Source organism: Conchiformibius kuhniae DSM 17694 (genome assembly GCF_000428785.1).
In the GTDB taxonomy this organism is placed as follows: Bacteria; Pseudomonadota; Gammaproteobacteria; order Burkholderiales; family Neisseriaceae; genus Conchiformibius; species Conchiformibius kuhniae.
On sequence record NZ_AUAP01000030.1, the window covers coordinates 1 to 17,222 of the forward strand.

The 17,222-nt window shown below is 57.6% G+C and carries 14 protein-coding genes, 2 rRNA genes and 1 pseudogene; 10 read left to right on the top strand and 7 right to left on the bottom strand.

Annotated elements, in window-relative coordinates; all coding sequences use genetic code 11:
- Together G392_RS13350 and G392_RS12565 are read left to right on the top strand one after the other, a co-directional pair.
- Positions 1–253: DUF4189 domain-containing protein (locus G392_RS13350; protein ID WP_156900866.1), on the top strand; the 253-nt coding region annotated here is incomplete at its 5' end.
- Positions 254–930: 677 nt separating this feature from the next.
- Positions 931–1,299: pseudogene (locus G392_RS12565) on the top strand (phosphatase); the annotation flags it as partial.
- A 12-nt stretch (positions 1,300–1,311) separates the two neighbouring features.
- On the opposite strand, the gene recQ reads toward G392_RS12565, so the two are convergent.
- Positions 1,312–3,150: a DNA helicase RecQ gene (gene recQ / locus G392_RS0108525; protein WP_027009898.1), complete on the bottom strand. Its 1,839-nt coding sequence runs from the start codon at positions 3,148–3,150 to the stop codon at positions 1,312–1,314.
- A 167-nt stretch (positions 3,151–3,317) separates the two neighbouring features.
- Here recQ and G392_RS0108530 point away from each other — a divergent pair, with 167 nt between their 5' ends.
- The 5 genes from G392_RS0108530 (at position 3,318) to rlmH (ending at position 6,566) form a co-directional block, all read left to right on the top strand.
- The gene (locus G392_RS0108530; RefSeq protein ID WP_027009899.1) at positions 3,318–3,818 is read left to right on the top strand and encodes a hypothetical protein; all 501 of its coding nucleotides are present in this window, start codon (positions 3,318–3,320) and stop codon (positions 3,816–3,818) included.
- A gap of 122 nt (positions 3,819–3,940) precedes the next feature.
- Positions 3,941–4,384 carry a surface-adhesin E family protein gene (locus G392_RS0108535; protein ID WP_027009900.1) on the top strand — a complete coding sequence of 148 codons (444 nt, stop codon included), beginning with the start codon at positions 3,941–3,943 and terminating at the stop codon, positions 4,382–4,384.
- Positions 4,385–4,487: 103 nt separating this feature from the next.
- The gene (locus tag G392_RS12570) at positions 4,488–4,811 is read left to right on the top strand and encodes a hypothetical protein (RefSeq protein ID WP_051255658.1); all 324 of its coding nucleotides are present in this window, start codon (positions 4,488–4,490) and stop codon (positions 4,809–4,811) included.
- Between the two features lie 98 nt (positions 4,812–4,909).
- Positions 4,910–6,091, top strand: coding sequence for a 1-deoxy-D-xylulose-5-phosphate reductoisomerase (ispC, locus tag G392_RS0108545; RefSeq protein ID WP_027009901.1), 1,182 nt, complete (start codon positions 4,910–4,912; stop codon positions 6,089–6,091).
- Positions 6,092–6,095: 4 nt separating this feature from the next.
- Complete coding sequence (rlmH, locus tag G392_RS0108550; RefSeq protein WP_027009902.1) at positions 6,096–6,566, top strand: 23S rRNA (pseudouridine(1915)-N(3))-methyltransferase RlmH; 471 nt, start codon at positions 6,096–6,098, stop codon at positions 6,564–6,566.
- 222 nt (positions 6,567–6,788) lie between these two features.
- Here rlmH and G392_RS0108555 read toward each other — a convergent pair whose 3' ends face one another.
- Entirely contained in the window at positions 6,789–8,336 is a 1,548-nt protein-coding gene (locus G392_RS0108555) for an ABC transporter permease (protein ID WP_034334895.1), read from the bottom strand.
- Between the two features lie 73 nt (positions 8,337–8,409).
- Between G392_RS0108555 and scpC the strand changes: the two genes are divergently transcribed.
- Together scpC and G392_RS0108570 are read left to right on the top strand one after the other, a co-directional pair.
- Complete coding sequence (gene scpC / locus G392_RS0108560; protein WP_027009904.1) at positions 8,410–9,939, top strand: succinyl-CoA:acetate CoA-transferase ScpC; 1,530 nt, start codon at positions 8,410–8,412, stop codon at positions 9,937–9,939.
- 337 nt (positions 9,940–10,276) lie between these two features.
- Positions 10,277–10,627 (top strand): immunity 51 family protein, encoded by a 351-nt coding sequence (locus G392_RS0108570; RefSeq protein WP_027009905.1) that lies wholly within the window; start codon positions 10,277–10,279, stop codon positions 10,625–10,627.
- A gap of 104 nt (positions 10,628–10,731) precedes the next feature.
- On the opposite strand, the gene G392_RS0108575 is transcribed toward G392_RS0108570, so the two are convergent.
- Complete coding sequence (locus G392_RS0108575) at positions 10,732–12,180, bottom strand: HupA family protein (protein ID WP_027009906.1); 1,449 nt, start codon at positions 12,178–12,180, stop codon at positions 10,732–10,734.
- Positions 12,181–12,357: 177 nt separating this feature from the next.
- Positions 12,358–14,505 (bottom strand): heavy metal translocating P-type ATPase, encoded by a 2,148-nt coding sequence (locus G392_RS0108585; protein WP_034334898.1) that lies wholly within the window; start codon positions 14,503–14,505, stop codon positions 12,358–12,360.
- A 110-nt stretch (positions 14,506–14,615) separates the two neighbouring features.
- On the opposite strand from G392_RS0108585, the gene truA reads away from it, so the two are divergent.
- Positions 14,616–15,398, top strand: coding sequence for a tRNA pseudouridine(38-40) synthase TruA (gene truA / locus G392_RS0108590; RefSeq protein ID WP_027009908.1), 783 nt, complete (start codon positions 14,616–14,618; stop codon positions 15,396–15,398).
- Positions 15,399–15,488: 90 nt separating this feature from the next.
- Here the strand turns inward: truA and aroG are convergent, their stop codons facing one another.
- The 3 genes from aroG to G392_RS0108605 form a co-directional block, all read right to left on the bottom strand.
- Positions 15,489–16,532: a 3-deoxy-7-phosphoheptulonate synthase AroG gene (gene aroG / locus G392_RS0108595; RefSeq protein WP_027009909.1), complete on the bottom strand. Its 1,044-nt coding sequence runs from the start codon at positions 16,530–16,532 to the stop codon at positions 15,489–15,491.
- A gap of 200 nt (positions 16,533–16,732) precedes the next feature.
- Positions 16,733–16,845: ribosomal RNA gene (rrf, locus tag G392_RS0108600) — 5S ribosomal RNA — on the bottom strand.
- Positions 16,846–16,944: 99 nt separating this feature from the next.
- A 23S ribosomal RNA gene (locus tag G392_RS0108605) occupies positions 16,945–17,222 on the bottom strand; the annotation flags it as partial.

Here is a 17,222-nt window from a genome sequence, read left to right on the forward strand (position 1 = left end):
AAATGTCGCCATGACTGGTTGCCAAAGCGCGGGTTTGCAATGCAGAATTCTTTTCGATTACCATAATGGCTGTTTGGCGTTATCAGCAGGACAGATGTCTTCAGGTGTGCCAAAAGTTTTTCCGGGTTTCCACGGACAGTCAAAGTGGCGGGCAAAGTCTCAGGCATTGCAAACATGTACAAATGCTGGAGCAAAAAATTGTTATATTCATGGGGAAATTAAATGTTCCCTTCCTTCGCGAACACCTTATTAAATCTCGGTCGGAAGCATGATGGTTTTCCTGATTGCTTACGGGCGCGGCGGTGGCTGTCCGTTTTGAGCCGTTTGGGCAATCTGCCGCCACGCTCTAATCGGGCGTGTCATTATTTAAACTTTTATGCTGAAAATCAGCATGATACAAAAATGCCGTTATTCCCGCGCAGGCGGGAATCCACCGCCGGATGTTTGGCAAGCGATGTTGTATCAGGGTTTGTTGTGCTTTGACTTGGATTCCCGCCTGCGCGGAAATGACGGTGCGGGGTTGTCGCGGTCAATTGATGACACGCCCTGAGTCGTGCCATCAATTAAAATTTTCTACTATAAATCAGTGCAATACCAAAACGCCGTCATGCCCACGAATGCGGGAAGCCACTGCCTGATGTTTGTGAAGCAAGCGTAGCTTGGGTTGAAACGAAGTGAAAACCCAACATTTTTTCCGAAAATTTATGGATTTTGTCGGGTTTGCGCTTCGCTCCAAGCCAAGCTACCCCCTTCCCGTCTGCGCGGGAATCCAAGTCAAAGCACGACAAGCCTTGATAAAACATCGGGCAGTGGCTTCCCGCCTGCGTGGGAATGACGGCGTTTTTTTATTATGCTGATTTTCATAACAAAAGTTCAGACAACACTCCCTACGCTTGGATAATCCGCCACTTTGGGCGCGTTTGACGGCGCAAGTGCGCTTGCGTGCCGCACCGTTGGGCGGATTTGGACGCGGCGGTAAACGCGATTACCGGCGCGGGCGGCATCGCGGTGGTGGCGCACCCGATGCGTTACGATTTGTCGGCAACGGCGCGGCGGACGTTGCCGGCGGAATTTCGCGGGTTGAGCAGACGGGCGGTGGCGGTGCATGGCGGCAGTTGCAGTTTGGGCGACCGTTTGAATGACGCGCTGATGGCGGAACGCTTTGATTTGTGGGCGAGTGCGGGCAGCGATTTTCATCGTGAGGGCGCGTATGGTGTGGCATTGGGGGCGTGTCCGGAGCTGCCGCCGCTTTGCAAGCCGGTGTGGGAATATTTTCGTGAGCCGTTTCAGGCAGCCTGAACAATCGGGTTTTTATTGATTTTCACCATCGCGGGCAGCCCGAACACCGTCCGCTTCCGTTTTGGCAAACGCCGCACACACTGCCACAATCTCCGCACCAAAGCGCCCGATTTTCGCCGCGCCCAAGCCGTATACTTCCTCCAAATCATCAAGTTGCGCGGGCATGCGCCGCACAATGTCCTGCAAAGTGCGGTCGCCGCAAACGATGTAGGCGGGCACATTGTCGGCGCGGGCGCGTTGCGTGCGCCATTGCCGCAAGGCTTGCCACAGGCGTTCTTCGCGCTCGGTACGCAGCCAGTCGCCGCGCGGGGTTTGCACGGCGGCTTTGTCGCGTTTGAGCGGGCGCAGCAGCACGGTTTCGCTGCCTTTGAGTACGGGCTTGGCGGCGGCGGTGAGGCGCAGGGCGTGGTGGCGGTGCGGGTCGCTGTCCAGCAGCCCCAAGCCGATGCATTGGCGCACGATGTTGCGCCACGCTTTTTCGCCCAAGTCCGCGCCGATGCCGAAGGTGGAGAGTTGCTCGTGGCGGTTGCGGCTTATCCAGTCGTCCGCTTTGCCGCGCAAGACGTTGATAACGTAACCGGCGGCAAAGTCCTGCCCCACGCGGTAAACGCAGCTTAACAGTTTGCGCACGTTTTCCGTGCCGTCAAAACGGGCGGGCGGGTGGCGGCAGTTGTCGCAGTTGCCGCAGGGTTCGGACGTTTCGCCGAAGTGCCGCAGCAGGGGGACGCGCCGACAGCCTGCGGTTTCGCAAATGTCAAATACGGCGTTGAGTTTTTGCAGTTCTATTTGTTTTTGGGTGTCGTCCGCGCCGCTTTGGGCGATGCGTTCGCGCAGCAGCATCAGGTTGTTCATGCCGTAGCACAGCCAACTGTTTGCAGGCAGCCCGTCCCGCCCCGCACGTCCGCTTTCCTGATAAAAATGCTCGATGCTTTGCGGCATGTCCAGATGGGCGACAAAGCGCACGTCCGGTTTGTCGATGCCCATGCCGAAGGCAACGGTGGCAACGATGATGATGTTGTCTTCGCGGGTGAAACGGCGCTGGTGTTCGGCGCGGGTGTCCATCGGCAAACCGGCGTGGTAGGGCAGGGCGTTGAGTTTGTGTCCGCGCAAAAAGGCGGCGGTGTCTTCCACGCTTTTGCGGCTCAGGCAGTAAACGATGCCACTTTGCCCTGCCATTTGTTTTTGAATAAAATCCAGAAGTTGTTTCTTGCCGTTGTTTTTTTCTACGATTTGGTAGTAAATATTGGGGCGGTCAAAGCTAGAGGTAAACTCGGCGGCATCGTGCAAATGCAGATAGTGTTTGATGTCGGTGCGGGTTTGCGCATCTGCGGTGGCGGTGAGGGCGATGCGGGGAATGTGGGGATAGCGTTGCGCCAGCAAGCCGAGGGCGCGGTATTCGGGGCGGAAGTCGTGTCCCCATTGGCTGACGCAGTGGGCTTCGTCTATGGCAAACAGGGAAACGCGGTTGTGGTCGAGAAAACGCAGGAATTTGTCGGACACGGCGCGTTCGGGGGCAACGTAGAGCAGTTTCAGGCTGCCTGAAGCGATGCGGTCGGCGATGTGGCGCAGTTGTTCGGGGGGCACGCCCGAATGCACCGCCGCCGCGTCCACGCCCGCCACGCGCAGGGCGGCGACTTGGTCGTCCATCAACGCAATCAGGGGCGACACCACCACCGCCACGCCTTCGCGCATCAGCGCGGGGATTTGGTAACACAGCGATTTGCCGCCGCCGGTGGGCATCAGCACCAGCGCGTTGCCGCCCGATGCCAGCGTGTCCACGATTTGCGCCTGATTGCCGCGAAAATCGGGATAGCCGAAAGTGTTTTGCAGGATTTGGCGGGCGGCGTTCATGGCGGGTTTCGGGCAAAAACGGCGATTGTACCGCCGCAAACGGCGGCGCGGCAAACGGGCGTTTGTGCCAAACTCGGTAAAAAGGCTTGGACGATGTGGGAATTTTGCGGAAAATGGGTGGTTTTCAGGCAGCCTGAAAAGGTTTCTCGTCAAATAAGGGGTACACGATGAATCAGCCGAACACGGTTTCCATTACCATGCAGCGCGGTTTTTTTATTTTGTGTCTGGCACTTTTCGCGTTTTGCGGCGGCAATGCCGCCCACACGCTGTTTACCGCCAAGCAGGGTTGGTGGGGAATATCGGTGGATATTTTGGCAATGATTTCGTCAGGCGTGGTGATGGGCTATTTTTATCGGTGTTTGCGCGATAAGCGCGTGCATATCCGTTTGGACGGACACGGCGTGTATTTGCGCGAAGCCGTCCGCGAGCAAAACGGTGTCCGCGCTACGGTAAACGATTTGACTTTGGCTTGGCAGGACATTGAGCGCTGCGAATTGAATGTGCGGATTTTTGGCGAACTGTGGGAACTTCATACGCGCAACGGCGCGTGTTACCAAACGGATTTGTTGGCATACGGCATTTGGCGCACCCGCACGTTTACCCGTAAAATCCAAGCCCTGCACCAAGCCGACCCCGAACAACGCGCCCGTTTGCTGGCAGAGTTTTAAAAAACCGTTTTACTTCATGTTTCAACGCACAGGGCTGCACATCAAGCACAGCCCTGTGCCTTGCAATAAAAAGCCATTTTACCGCCGTAAACGGCGGGGTTTCAAACCGAAAAGGAATTTTGATGAAATTACGCAAACACCTTTCCCTTGTGTCTGCCGTGCTGCTGCTCGCCGCCTGTGCCGGCAAAAACGGCATGCCCGCCTACACCGCGCCCGCCATGAGCGGCACTTGGAAAGACATCGGCGCGATTGAACGCCAAAACATCGTGGTCGCCTACGAAACCGGCAGCGTCCGCAAAAACGGTGCGGTTGCCCGTTTGCGCGACCGCAAAATCGTCATCAATCCCGCCAAAGCCGATTATACCGGCACGCCCCGCTACAAAATCGCGGTCGGCGAATGGGAGTTCCACTGCACCCACCGCAGCTACCGTTTGGCATCGGTGCGCTATTTGGACGAAAGCGGCAAGCCCATTCGTGAAGACCGTTTCACCCCCACCCAAATCCGCCACATGCCTTTAACCGCCGGCACAATCGCCGAAAAACAGTTCCGCATTGCCTGTAAATAGTTGTCGCCGCCGCCCAACATATTTTGCCGTCTGCAACGCGAAAGCAAACGCAACTGCTTGGCAACGTGTTAATATACGGGCGTATTTTTGATTGGAGACTTTTATGAAACGACTTTTTGCCGCCGCCTTGCTGCTGGCATCGGGCGCGTATGCCGCCACCCCCGCCGTCAATCAGGCAGAGCTTGCCAACGCGCAAATGCGTTATCAGGCTTTGGTCAAAGCCCAAACCACCGACCAAGCCGAATTAATCAAATTGCGCGGACGCTTGCAGGCTGCCGAACAACGTCTGCTGCAAGCGCATTGGGAAGTGAACCGTTTGCGTACCGAGCTGCTGATGCTGCAGGAAATCCACCAGCGCAATACCGGCGAACTGAAAAACGCCGGCGACCGTTTGGACAAAGCTTGGCGCGCCGTGTACGGACGCTGATTGTCCCACAAGCCCGTGCCACACGCCCGCTCCTGCGGGCGTTTGCTTTGCCGCAAACTCGGGTACAATACGCGCCGCACCCATTTTCAGGAAGACTCATGTCCGTTCACACCCTCACCCTGCTCGGCAGCACCGGCAGCATCGGCACCAGCACGTTGGACGTGGTGTCGCGCCACCCAAACCGTTTCCGTATTTTCGCCTTGGCGGGACACACCCGCACCAGCGTGTTGGCACAACAATGCGCCGCACACCGTCCGCGTTACGCCGTTGTCGCGGGCGAAAAAGAAGCCGCCGAACTGCGCCGCCTGCTGGCGCAACAAAACTCCGACACCGAAGTTTTGCACGGCGCACAAGCCTTGTCGGACGTGGCTTCCGCCCCCGAAGTAACGGGCGTGATGGCGGCGATTGTCGGCGCGGCGGGACTTGCCCCCACTTTGGCGGCGGCGGCGGCAGGCAAAACCGTGTTTCTTGCCAACAAAGAAACTTTGGTGATGTCGGGACGTTTGTTTATGGACACCGCCCGCCAAAACCGCGCCCGCATCCTGCCCGTGGACAGCGAACACAACGCCGTTTACCAAGTGTTGCCGCGCGATTTCAACGGCGATTTGGACGCGCACGGCATCGACAACATCATACTCACCGCATCGGGCGGGCCTTTCCTGCACACCGATTTGCGCGAATTTGACGCGATTACCCCCGCCCAAGCCGTCAAACACCCGAATTGGGCGATGGGACAAAAAATCTCGGTGGACTCCGCCACCATGATGAACAAAGGCTTGGAACTGATTGAAGCGCATTGGCTTTTCTCTTGTCCGCCCGCGCGATTGGAAGCCGTGATTCACCCGCAAAGCGTGATTCACAGCATGGTGCGCTATCGGGACGGTTCGGTATTGGCGCAAATGGGCGTACCCGATATGCGCACGCCGATAGCCTATTGTTTGGGGCTGCCTGAACGCATCGCCTCCGGCGCTGCCAAACTGGACTTCGCCGCATTGGGCGGCTTGACCTTCCATCAGCCCGATTTTGCACGTTTCCCCTGCCTGAAACTGGCATACGATGCCATGCACGCGGGCGGCTTTGCGCCCTGCGTGTTGAACGCCGCCAACGAAGCCGCCGTTGCCGCCTTTTTGCGCGGACAAATCCGCTTTACCGACATCGCCCGCACGGTGGCACACGCGCTGGAACACGTTCCCGCAGGCGAACCGGAAAGCATCGCCGCGCTGGTGTCCGCCGACACCGAAACACGGGCAAGGGCGGAAGCGTTTTTTCAGGCAGCCTGAAACCATGAACATTACCGTTCTCGCAGTCGGCACCAAAATGCCAAACTGGGTCAATACCGCCGTATCCGAATACGCCAAACGTTTCGGGCGCGACATCCGTTTCACCCTCAAAGAAATCAAGCCCGAAAAACGCGGCGCGGGCATCAACGCCGCACAAGGCATCGCCGCCGAAGAAAAACGCCTGCGCGAAGCCCTGCCCGCACAAGCGTTTGTCGTGGCATTGGACGAGCGCGGCGAAGCCCCCACTTCGCAACAGTTGGCGGAACATCTGCGCCGTTGGCAGCAGCGCGGCGAACACGTCTGCTTCATCATCGGCGGCGCGGACGGCATGGCGGACGCACTCAAACGCGAGGCAAACCTGCTGATGCGCCTCTCCAGCCTCACCCTGCCGCACGGCATGGTGCGCGTGCTGCTCACCGAACAGCTCTACCGCGCCGTGTCCATTCTCCACAACCACCCCTACCACCGCGAGTAAAAACACGGTGGCGCATCATCAATTGATTAGGGCGTGTTATCATTTAAACTTTTATGTTTAAAATCAGCACAATACAAAATACCGTCATTCCCGCACAAGCGGGAATCCACCGCCCGATGTTTGGCAAGCGATGTTTTATCAAGGTTTATTGTGCTTTGACTTGGATTCCTGCATTCGCGGGAATGACGGTACAGGGTTTTATTGGTCAGTTGATGACACGCGCTAATCGCGTTCTTTGCCGTCCAGCAGCACAAACACCACCGCCGACAACACCATCAACACCACCGTCAGCACCGCCGCGCGGTCGTGGTTTTCCGCGCCCACTTTACCCAAATGCTGATAAATCAAAGTGGTTAAAGTCGTCCATTCGGGGCGCGACAGCAACAGCGTGGCGGCAAATTCGCCGATGCCCGTGGCCGCCGCCAATGTCAAACCGCGCCGCAGGGCGGGCAGCAGCAAAGGCAGCGTTACCGCGCGGGCTGCCTGAAACGGCGTCGCCCCGCACACCCGCGCGGCAGCGACATAGGCGGGCGTCAGCGCGTCCCATGCCGCCAGTACGTCTTTGGTAACAAAGGGATATGCCAACAACGTGTACAGCCCCACCAACATCGCCAACGATGCCGACCAATCCGGATACAGCAACAGCATACCGAACGCCAAACACACCGGCGACACCATAAACGGCAAAAACGTCAGCGAGCGCAACACCGGCACGCGTCGCACCAAAGCCGCGTGCGCCAAGCCCAACAGCGCCGATGCCATCACCGCGCACGCGGTAAAACGCAGCGTGTTCCACAACGCCGCCAGCGTTTCCGCTTCCCACAACACCCGCCACGACCCGCCCGCGCCCGCCGCCCGCACCAACACCGCCAGCAAAGGCAGCAGGCAGAAAAACGCCAAGCCCGCCAACGCCGCCACCAGCAGCGTTTTCTCGGCAACGTTTTGCGGCGGGCGCGGCGCGAGCGGACGGATTTTCGCGGCGTGGGCGCGTTTGCCGAACCACGCGTATGCCGCGCCCGCCAAGGCGGTCGCTCCCAACACCAGCCACACCAGCACCGCCGCCCGCGCCATGTCCAATTCGTAGGCAATCAGTTGGTAGATTTCCACTTCGGCGGTGGCGTAACGCTGCCCGCCCAACAGCAACGCCAATCCGAATCCCGAAAAACAATACAAAAACACCAAACACGCCGCCCCCGCCAGCCAAGGCTGCAACACGGGTCGTTCCACCTGCCAAAAACGCTGCCACGCGCCCGCGCCGAGCGTTTGCGCCGCCGCCAAACGGTTGGCGGGCACGGCGCAAAATCCCTGATACGCCGCCCGCACCGCCACCGGCAAATTAAAAAACAAATTCCCGTAAATCAACAGGTAAGGCGTATCCTGCCAACCGCGCCACAGCAAACCGCGTTCGCCGAACAAGGTCAAAACGCCCATGCCCGCCACCAAAGTCGGCGTGATAAACGGCAGCATCAGCAGCCGCAGCAGCAACGCCCGTCCGCGAAACGCCAGCCGCGCCAGCACCCACGCCACCGGCACGCCCAGCAGCAGCGTTAAAATCGCGGTGCAGGCTGCCTGCAACGCCGTCCAGCCGATGCGCCAACGGTAGTAATCGTCGCCGAGCATTTCATGCCAAAGCGGCGCGGCATCTTGGTAACGCAGCATCGCCGTTAAGGGCGCGGCAACAGTTACTGCCAAAAATACGAGCGGAATCAGGGCAAACAACCAAAAACACAGGCGCAACACGGCAAACACCACACAAGGCAAAACCCCCATTGTAACTGCCGTTTTACAGTAATGGCACTTTTACGTTATAGTTTGCTTTTCCCACCCTTTCAGGAGTCTCCCCATGACCCAACAAGCAGCAGAACGCGTCCGCCACGCCGGTTTGCGCGGCAAAATCGTGTCCGCCGAACAAGCCGCCGAATTCGTCCACAACGGCATGACCGTTGCCGTAAGCGGCTTTACCGGCGCGGGCTACCCCAAAGCCGTCCCCACCGCCATCGCCGAGCGTGCCAAAGCCTTCCACGAGCGCGGCGAAGCCTTTGCTTTCGGCGTGATTACCGGCGCATCTACCGCCCCCGAGTGCGACGGCGTGCTGGCTTCTGCCAACTGCGTGAGCTTCCGCAACCCCTTCCAGTCCGACCCCGCCCTGCGCAACAACATCAACGCGGGCAACACCGCCTATCAGGACATGCACCTGTCGCACGTTGAGCAACAAATGCGCCAAGGTTTTTACGGCGCGTTTGACTTGGCGATTATTGAAGCCGCCGCCATCACCGAAGACGGCAAAATCGTTCCCGCAATGGGCATCGGCCACATGAACGAAGCCGTGAAAGCGGCGAAAAAAGTGATTGTGGAAGTCAATACCGCCCAAAACGCCAAACTGGAAGGCATGCACGACATCGTTTACGACATCGGCGTGCCGCCGCACCGCAAGCCCATTCCGCTTACCGGCCCGTTTGACCGCATCGGCTCGCCCTATCTGGAATGCGACCCCGACAAAATCGTTGCCGTTGTTTTGACCGACAGTGGCGACCGCAACAGCAAATTCGCCGACCCGGACGACAATTCCAAACGCATCGCCGCCCAAATCATTGATTTCTTTAATCACGAAGTGAAAGCCGGACGTTTGCCGAAAAACCTGCTGCCCCTGCAATCGGGCGTGGGCAACGTGGCCAACGCCGTACTCGCCGGTTTGCTGGACGCGCCGTTTGACGATTTGACCGGTTACACCGAAGTGCTGCAAGACGGCATGCTGGATTTGATTATCGCGGGCAAAATGAAATCCGCATCCGCCACCGCGCTTTCATTCAGCCCCGATGCGCTGCAACGCTTTAACGACAACATTGAATTTTTGCGCGACAAAATCGTGTTGCGCCCGATGGAATACACCAATAATCCCGAAGTCATCCGCCGCTTGGGGATTATCGGCATGAACGCGATGATTGAAGCCGACATCTACGGCAACGTCAATTCCACCCACATCATGGGCACGAAAATGATGAACGGTATCGGCGGTTCGGGCGACTTTACCCGCAACGCCTTCTTCTCGTTCTTCGTGTCGCCCTCTGTGGCGAAAGACGGCGCGATTTCCTGCATCGTGCCGATGGTTTCCCACCACGACCACACCGAACACGATGTGATGTTTATCGTTACCGAACAGGGCATGGCGGATTTGCGCGGCAAATCGCCGCGCCAACGCGCCAAACTCATCATTGAAAACTGCGCCCACCCCGATTACCGCGACCAGTTGCGCGATTACTTCGACCGCGCCGAAAAAGCCGCCAAAGTCGGTTTGCACACGCCGCATTTGCTGGCGGAAGCCTTGTCTTGGCACCAGCGTTTTGTGGAAACGGGCGATATGCGCGTGAAATAAAGTGTTTGCAAACACCCGCCCCCGCTTGCAGGGGCGGGGGACGCAATACCGAACGCCGTCCCCTCCCTAGGGCGTGTCATTATTTAAATTATTTCATTTCAAATCAATGAAGTATAAACGCTACCGTCATTCCCGCGAACGCGGGAAGCCACTGCCCGATGCTTGGCAAGTGATGTTTTATCAAGGCTTGTCGTGCTTTGACTTGGATTCCCGCATTCGCGGGAATGACGGTGCGGCGTTTTTTCAGTCAATTGATGACACACCCTAACCCTCCCCCGCTTGCGGGAACGGGTTGCGGTTTTCAGGCAGCCCGTTTTTCATTTGGGACGAAACCATCATGAATCATCAAGACTTTCAACAAAGCATCGCCCCGTTTTTCTGGGTGGAACACGATACACAGGCTTCGGTCTGTTTGGATGCGGGCGAATACTTGCAAGCCATTTTTGACAGCCGCAGCGATGAAGGCTTTGAAGGAAACGGCTACGATTGGCAAGCCTTGGCGAGCGTGTTTTTGCAGGAACAGTTGCCCGAATATGCCGAAATCATTGAATTTGACTCGGAAAGCGGAATGTTTTGTGCTTATTCTGAAGATGCCGATGCCTTAAAAACCTTTGTTTTGGCTTTTAAAGCAGCTTGTGAAAACAATGCCTTGATTTTGGATATTTTTTCGCGTGCCGAATTGGATTGAAAACCACGTCCGACAAACACGCCAAACCCGTTATTGACCATCAAAACCACGCCCGCAGCATTTTTTTGTGCTGCGGGCGTGTCGGTCAAAAAATCAACAAGCAATTATTTTTTACGGATAGACTTCTTTTCAGACGCGCCAAATGCGCCGTTCACCCCTTGTTTCTCACCTTCCGCGCCGTAGAACACGCCCGCAACGGAAGCGGCAGCACCGCCATAGAAACCGCCTTTGCTGACAATACCGTTACGCGTACCCGCAAAGGTGTTGCCCATGATGGTACCGCCAAATTCCAATTGATTGTTGCTGCCAAACTTGGAATAGGGCAGGTCTTTCATGACGACATTGACGTTTTTGGTGTCGAAATCGGCTTCAACCTGAACATTTACAAGACTATAGTCGCCTTCCTTACCGACAACGGCTTTACCCGTGTAGGCAGAAGCACCACTTTTGGGCATAAAGGAAGAAGGTTTGCCCTGCACAAATACGGTGCTGATGCCGTCGTGGGTGTGTACGCCCCAACGGAAATCTTGAAAGTCGGGAGAACTGATGTGATAGGGAGTACTGCCGACAAAGCCTGTACCAATCACTGTGCCACCCGGAAAATCATTTCCATTCAATTTCCTTGCACGTGTCCCTGAATCTTTGGAACGCGCCAACAACAAAACTTTATTGCCGTTGATGGTAATCGATTCAATTTCTTGGGAATCAGGCAATGCGGCACGAACGCTGCCGGTTTGGTTGTTGATGGTCAATACTGCGCCGTTAATCGGATTATGCGCCATCCAGTCGGCTTTGTCTTTATCTTTGTGGTTGGCGATAAAGGTTTTTTTCAGTTCGTCTTCCACTGCTTTCACGGTGGGGTTGGCGGCAGCACCGCTATTGTCAGCGCTGTTGTTGCCGTTATTGTTGCCGTTGTTTCCGCCCGTGTTGCCGGCGGTATTCGCGGCAGCGGCAGCCGCAGCAATGGCGTCATCGGCGGCGGTTTTGGTTTGTGCCACTGTCGCGGTTACGGTGTCGCGGTGGGCTTTGGTTTGTTCTGCGGCGGCTTGGGCCGCATCGGCTGCCGTTTGCACTTTGGCGGCTTCGGCACGGACGGCGGCATCATCGGTTTTGGCGGCCGCTTGTCTGGCTTTGTCGGCTTGTGCTTTGGCATGGGCGGCCGCTTGGTCGGCATCGGTTTGCGCTTTGGCGGCAGATGCGGCAGCGCGGTCGGCATCGGTTTTGGCTTTTTCGGCGGCGGCGCGGTCGGCAGCCGTTTTCGCTTTCAATGCGGCATTTTTGGCGGTTTCGGCAGCCGTTTTTGCCTGTGCGGCGGTTTGCACGGCGGCATCGGCGGTGGTGCGGGCGGTTTCGGCGGCTTTCAGTGCGGCGGCAACGTCTTGTTTGGCTTGAGCCAGAATCGCGGCGGCTTGGGTTTGTTCATTGACGTTTTGTCCGGCAGACGCGCCTGTATTGGGCTGTGCGCTGCTGCCCGAGCCGCCGCCCGAAGAGCCGCAAGCGCCCAAGGCAAACACGCTGCCCAACAGCAGGGCAAGCAAATTCAACTTTTTCATACGGTATTTCCTTTGTTGCAAACAGATTCCGAAACACACGACCCCTTGTGCCGTGTGTCTGGCATTGTAATAAAAATGAAAATGATTATCAAGTTTTGTCAGGAAATTTTATGGTTGATGGGCTTTGTTTTTCAAACAAGGCAAGCCGACGCCGTGTGAAAATAAAAGAATATTTGGCTATATTTGTTTGCCGAACCATCTGTTTTTCAGGCGCAGGGCATTGAGTAGCACCGACACCGAGCTGCACGCCATCGCCATGCCCGCCACGGTGGGGCTGAATGCGCCGCACGCCGCCATCGGAATCGCCATGGTATTATAAGCAAAGGCGAAAAACAGGTTTTGGCGGATGGTGCGGCGGGTGGCGCGGGCAAGGGCGAAGGCATCGGCAGCCTGTGCCACAGAAGGGCGGGTCAAAACGGCTTGGGCGCTGTGCTCCGCCGCCGCGCTGCTGCCGTAGGGCGCAAAACCGATGGCGGCGGCGGCCAGTGCGGGCGCATCGTTGATGCCGTCGCCAAACATGGCAACGTGTTTGCCTTGCGCGTTCAGGCGGGCGATGATTTCGGTTTTGCCGCGCGGCGACAAGCCTCCCCATGCTTGGCTGATGCCCAAGGCAGCCGCCGTGCGGGCAACGGCTTCGCTGCGGTCGCCGCTTAAGATGCACACCTCCATGCCCATTTGTTTCAGGCGTTTGATGGCGGCGGCGCTGTCGGGCTTGAGCGCATCGGCAAAGGCAAATGCGCCCGCCGCTTTGCCGTTGACGGCGACGGCGGCGATGCTTTGGTCGCGCCAAACGGCTTCATCGGGCAAATCCGCCGTGTCCAAGCCGCAAAACGCGGGCGAGCCGGTGCGTACCGTGCCGATGCCGTCCACCACGCCCGCAATGCCCTGCCCCGCTTCGGTGTGCGGGTCGGACACGGCGGGCAACGCCGGTTGTCCGGCTTCGGCGCGGCGGACGATGGCGGCGGCAAAGGGGTGCAGGCTGTGGCGTTCCAAAGCGGCGGCAGCGCGTAAAACGGTTTCCGCATCAAAGTGCGGTGCCGTCCACACCGCCACGATGTCGGGACGGCCTTCGGTGAGCGTGCCGGTTTTGTCGAAAGCGGCGGTGTCGGCATCGGCCGCCGCTTCCAAAGCGGCGGGCGTTTTAAACCACACGCCGTGCCGCACCGCCGCCGCCATGCCCGCCATCACCGCCGCCGGCGTTGCCAAACCCAAAGCACACGGACACGCCGCCACCAACACCGCCACCGCCCGCACCAGCGCCGTACCGCTTCCCGTTCCCGCCGCCACATTCGCCACAAACGCCAACACCGCCGCCGCCCCCACCATCGGCACAAACACCGCCGCCACCCTGTCTGCCAACGCCGCCGCCGGTGCTTTTTCCGCCTGTGCCTGCGCCAACGCCCGCATCATGTCGCCCAACAGCGTTTCGCTGCCCAATTTGTCGGCACGGTATGCCACACTGCCGTGCAGCACCGACCCCGCCAGCACGGTGTCGCCCGCCGCTTTCGGCACGGGCGCGGCTTCCCCCGTCAAATGGCTTTCGTCTGCCCACGCCTCCCCCGACAACACCGTGCCGTCTGCCGCCACCCGCCCGCCGTGTACCCCCAACAGCTTCTCCCCCAATGCCACTTCGCCGGCGGGAACGTCCGTCCACGCACCATCGCGCCACACCCGCGCCTGTTGCGGCATCAGCTTGAACAACAATGCCAAACCGTTCAAACTGTGGCGTTTCAAACGCGCTTCCCAATACTTGCCCAGCGACACGAACGCAATCACCATCACCCCCGTTTCAAAATACACCGCATGCGCCCCGTGCCGCATCATCGCCAACGAATACCCGTACGCTGCCACCGTTCCCAATGCCACCAGCACATCCATATTCGCCGACTTCGCCCGCAACGCCGCCCACGCCCGCCGGTAAAACGGTTGCGCCAAATAAAGCTGCACCACCGTTGCCGCCGCCACCTGCCACCACAAAGGCGGCATCAGCGCGTGCGACCCGAACACCATGCCCGCCATACCCGGAACAAAGGTTGCCGTCAGTGCCAACAACAATTTCAAACGCCAATCGGGGGCAAGCGGCTTGGCTTCACCGCTTTCCGGCACATCGGACGACAACACCCGCGCCCGAAACCCCATGCCCGACACCCACAATGCCAATTCCGCCGCACCGATGTCCGCATCATGTTCCACCCGCGCCGTTTCCGCCGCAAAACTCACTTCGGCATGGCGCACCGCACCGTGCCGCCGCAAAGCCTTTTCAATGCGGTTGGCACAACCCTGACAACTCATGCCGCCGATTTTCAAATGCGAAACGGGCATCATGCTTCCTTTCTGATTTCATCTCACTGATACACATATTCTTTCCGAAAAACGGCGCACCGCGCCGCATTTTGACAAACCCGCCGCTTTGCCCAACAATACCGCTTTTTCCCATGACCCGCTACGCACTCACCCTTGCCTATGACGGCAGCCGTTTTGCCGGTTGGCAAAAACAAGCCGGCGACACCCCCACCGTCCAATCCGCCCTCGAACACGCCCTTAGCCAAATGGCGGGCGAAACCGTCCGCACCTTCGCCGCAGGGCGCACCGACACCGGCGTACATGCCGCCGCCCAAACCGTCCATTTCGACACCGCCGCCGTCCGCCCCCTGCAAGCATGGGTGCGCGGCGTCAATGCCCTGCTTCCCAACAGCATCGCCGTGCTGCACGCCCAAGCCGTCCCCCCGCATTTTCACGCCCGCTTCGACGCCTGCGCCCGCCGCTACCGCTACATCTTGCAAAGCGCCCCCGTCCGCGCCCCCCACCTCTACCAACGCGCCGGCTGGACACATTACCCCCTAAACGAAAACAAAATGGCACAAGCGGCGGCACGCCTAATCGGCACACACGACTTTTCCGCCTTCCGCGCCGCCCAATGCCAAGCAAAATCCCCCGTCAAAACCCTGTACCAACTCGATATTGCCCGCACCGGCGACCTAATCAAACTCGATTTTCACGCCAACGCCTTTTTGCACCACATGGTACGCAACATCGTTGGCGCATTGGTGTATGTCGGCTGCGGACGCCTCCCCCCCGAACACATCGACACCCTGCTTGCCGCCCGCAACCGTTGCCACGCCCCGCCCACCTTCATGCCGGACGGCTTATATTTTCTCGGCGCAGACTACCCCGACACCTTCGGCATCACCCGCCCGTCCCCACCCGCATGGCTGTAGCAAGGGCATTATCGGTTTTGCCCCACCCGCTTTCAAGCAAGAAAACTGCCGTTGTCCCCATCGGAACAACGGCAACCGCCATCACATCAACTACACACGCCCCGCGTTTGCTTCCGCCAACAATGCCAACAGCTTTTCCGTGCTTTCCCAGCCGATACAAGCATCGGTAATGCTCTTGCCGTACACTTCCGGCTTGTCCTGACGGCCTTCCTGCAAATGGCTTTCCACCATCACGCCCATGATGTTGTCTTCGCCCTTACGCAACTGCGCCGCCACGTCTTCCGCCACAAGCATTTGACGGGTATGGTCTTTATTGCTGTTGGCATGGCTGAAATCCACCATCAGCTTCGGGGTAACGCCCGCTTTGTTCAAGGCGGCGGCGGCTGCCTGAACGTGTTCGCTGCCATAATTCGGCTCTTTACCACCGCGCAAAATGACATGGCAATCGGGATTGCCCGCCGTATGCACAATCGCCGAATGCCCCGTTTTGGTAACCGACAAAAAGTGATGCGGGTGCGAAGCCGCGCCGATGGCATCAATGGCAATTTTCAAATTACCGTCCGTCCCGTTTTTGAACCCCACCGGACAAGACAAACCACTCGCCAACTCGCGATGCACTTGGCTTTCGGTGGTACGCGCCCCAATCGCACCCCACGAAATCAAATCTGCATAATATTGCGGCGTAATCATGTCCAAAAACTCGGTGGACGCAGGCATACCCAAATTATTCAAATCCAACAATAATTTCCGTGCCTGCCGCAAACCGAAATTGATGTCAAACGAACCGTCCAAATGCGGGTCGTTAATCAGCCCTTTCCAACCGACCGTAGTGCGCGGTTTTTCAAAATACACACGCATCACAATCAGCAATTGTTTGGCGTATTTTTCACGCAAGGGCAGCAAACGCTGCGCGTATTCCAAAGCCGCTTTCGGGTCGTGAATGGAACACGGCCCGATAATGACCAACAAACGTTTGTCTTCGCCCGTCAATAACTTGGCAATTTCCGCCCGCGTTTGCAGCACCAAATCGGCAGCCGCTTCGCTAATCGGCAACTCGTAAAGATGGGCAATCGGCGGCAACAATTCCGCCAAAGCCTTAATCCGCACATCATCGGTTTTATTTAAGTGGTTCATGCAATTTTATTCCCAAAAAGATAAGATTAACCGTTTCACACTTTCTTGACAAGCACAAAATCAAAATTTTTGATATAAAATTGCGTTTATTCTAGAAAAACATCTTTTTTCGGCATAAAAAAAGCGAAAATTATTTTCTATTGGCTATTTTATAGCTAAAGCAAAACCCCCGCTAACATAGCGGGGGTTTAGGAATAGTAGTTTGGCGGTTCCCTACTTTCGCACGGGCATCCGTACTATCATTGGCGCGACTGCGTTTCACTGTCCTGTTCGGGAAGGGAAGGAGTGGTGCCACAGCGCTGTTGCCGCCAAACGTAAAAGGTTAAATCAGAAGCCGTTTTGGTGATGTTTTGTTTTTTCACAAACTGTATTTTTGGTACTTTATTTGATATGTTAAAGTACTTCAAATGATAGAGTCAAGCCGCACGGGCAATTAGTACAGGTTAGCTTCACACATTGCTGTGCTTCCACACCCTGCCTATCGACGTTGTGGTCTCCAACGACCCTTCAGGTGGGTTATACCCACGGGGAAGTCTCATCTTCAGGCGGGTTTCGCGCTTAGATGCTTTCAGCGCTTATCCCTTCCGAACTTAGCTACCCGGCGATGCGACTGGCGTCACAACCGGTACACCAGAGGTTCGTCCACTCCGGTCCTCTCGTACTAGGAGCAGCCCCCGTCAAACTTCCAAC

Excerpts from the sequence above, each read along its gene's own strand:
- aroG (WP_027009909.1), bottom strand. The coding sequence starts at position 16,532 with ATGAACCACTTAAATAAAACCGATGATGTGCGGATTAAGGCTTTGGCG.
- G392_RS0108535 (WP_027009900.1), top strand. The coding sequence starts at position 3,941 with ATGAAATTACGCAAACACCTTTCCCTTGTGTCTGCCGTGCTGCTGCTC.
- truA (WP_027009908.1), top strand. The coding sequence starts at position 14,616 with ATGACCCGCTACGCACTCACCCTTGCCTATGACGGCAGCCGTTTTGCC.
- recQ (WP_027009898.1), bottom strand. The coding sequence starts at position 3,150 with ATGAACGCCGCCCGCCAAATCCTGCAAAACACTTTCGGCTATCCCGAT.
- ispC (WP_027009901.1), top strand. The coding sequence starts at position 4,910 with ATGTCCGTTCACACCCTCACCCTGCTCGGCAGCACCGGCAGCATCGGC.
- G392_RS0108575 (WP_027009906.1), bottom strand. The coding sequence starts at position 12,180 with ATGAAAAAGTTGAATTTGCTTGCCCTGCTGTTGGGCAGCGTGTTTGCC.
- G392_RS0108585 (WP_034334898.1), bottom strand. The coding sequence starts at position 14,505 with ATGATGCCCGTTTCGCATTTGAAAATCGGCGGCATGAGTTGTCAGGGT.
- rlmH (WP_027009902.1), top strand. The coding sequence starts at position 6,096 with ATGAACATTACCGTTCTCGCAGTCGGCACCAAAATGCCAAACTGGGTC.
- scpC (WP_027009904.1), top strand. The coding sequence starts at position 8,410 with ATGACCCAACAAGCAGCAGAACGCGTCCGCCACGCCGGTTTGCGCGGC.
- G392_RS12570 (WP_051255658.1), top strand. The coding sequence starts at position 4,488 with ATGAAACGACTTTTTGCCGCCGCCTTGCTGCTGGCATCGGGCGCGTAT.
- G392_RS0108570 (WP_027009905.1), top strand. The coding sequence starts at position 10,277 with ATGAATCATCAAGACTTTCAACAAAGCATCGCCCCGTTTTTCTGGGTG.
- G392_RS0108555 (WP_034334895.1), bottom strand. The coding sequence starts at position 8,336 with ATGGGGGTTTTGCCTTGTGTGGTGTTTGCCGTGTTGCGCCTGTGTTTT.
- G392_RS0108530 (WP_027009899.1), top strand. The coding sequence starts at position 3,318 with ATGAATCAGCCGAACACGGTTTCCATTACCATGCAGCGCGGTTTTTTT.